Here is a 1,413-nt window from a genome sequence, read left to right on the forward strand (position 1 = left end):
GGTCGGTGAGAAATTTAAACATCGTCGGGCAACGCAACGGGGTGCCGACTGGCGCGAATCGATGGCCGAAACCTTATTGCCACATATGTCCGCTGAGCAGGCACAAATGCTCAAGGCAGAACTCGATTTTCAGCAACATTACAGCGATCTGGAATTACCGTGGGGTGTCACCCATTCGGATTTATTCCGCGATAATGCCCTGTTTGTCGACAATGAACTGCAAGGCATTATTGATTTTTACTATGCCTGCGATGAGTTTCTGATATATGACCTGGCCGTGGCGGTTAATGACTGGTGTGTTAATGAACAGGGGCTGATTGATCACGAGCGCTATCAGCGTTTGATGGATGCCTATCTGCAACGCCGTCAACTCAACGAAGCCGAACAATCCAACTGGAATCTGGTTTGTCGTGCCGCAGCATTACGTTTCTGGCTGTCACGTCTGCAGGATCAGCTTTTCCCGCGTGAAGGTGAAATGACACAGATTAAAAATCCCGATGCATTTTTGAAAATCCTGCAGCAGCATCGGCACAACCCATTGTCTTTAAATACTTTGCAAAACGCTTGATGTTATTTCATCAAGCGTTTTTCCGTTTATGAAAGTATTAATCATCAAGCTCACCTCCATGGGCGATTTAATGCATGCCTTACCGGCGTTGACCGATGCGGCCAAAGCCTTTCCTGGCATTGAATTTGATTGGGTGGTCGATGAAGCCTTTGCCGAAGTACCCAAATGGCACCCAAATGTTCGTAAAGTCATCACCACCTCACATCGTCGTTGGAAGAAATCCGCCTGGCAAACGCTGACCGGTGGTGAATTACGTCAGTTTTATCGTGATTTGAATCTGGATGGTTATGATGCTGTCGTTGATATGCAGAATAATCTGAAAAGCGCACTTGTCAGTAAATTACGTCGCGGTCCGGTCTATGGACTGGACAAGGAATCCTGTCGTGAACGTCCGGCACATCTGGCCTATCAATATCCAATAACGGTTAATCCACAACAACATGCCGTGGATCGGATGCGGCAGATCCTCTCAAAGGCGCTGGACTATCCGCTGCCTAAAACGCCCGCAAAATACGCGGCGAATTTCAGTAAATATCCGTTACCGGAGCTCGAGTTTGCCTTACCCGAGCGTTATCTGATGTTTGTTCACAATGCCAGCTGGCTGACCAAACTCTGGCCGATTAATTTCTGGCAGCAATTGGTGTTTCAGGCGCGAGCCGAAGGTTACGCGGTGCTATTGCCTTGCGGCAATAATGAAGAATATCTGCGTGCTCAACAGATTGCCTCGGTCGATCCAATGGCGTTTGCCTTACCGCGTTTAGGCTTAAACGATATCGCAGCGATTATGCACCATGCGGCAGGTGCGGTATGCAGTGATACCGGATTGGCCCATCTTGCTGCCGTGG

2 protein-coding genes are annotated in these 1,413 nt (G+C 48.8%); both read left to right on the forward strand.

The genetic code is table 11. The features are described from left to right. Positions 1-568, forward strand: a 568-nt coding sequence (locus tag B3O33_RS07990) for a phosphotransferase (RefSeq protein WP_292363357.1), incomplete at its 5' end; no start/stop codon positions are given. Between the two features lie 28 nt (positions 569-596). Further along, a partial coding sequence (gene waaC, locus B3O33_RS07995) for a lipopolysaccharide heptosyltransferase I (protein ID WP_292363358.1) occupies positions 597-1,413 on the forward strand: 817 nt, incomplete at its 3' end.

Origin of the sequence: Methylophaga sp. UBA1464 (assembly GCF_002325665.1) — a bacterium.
GTDB lineage: Bacteria > Pseudomonadota > Gammaproteobacteria > Nitrosococcales > Methylophagaceae > Methylophaga.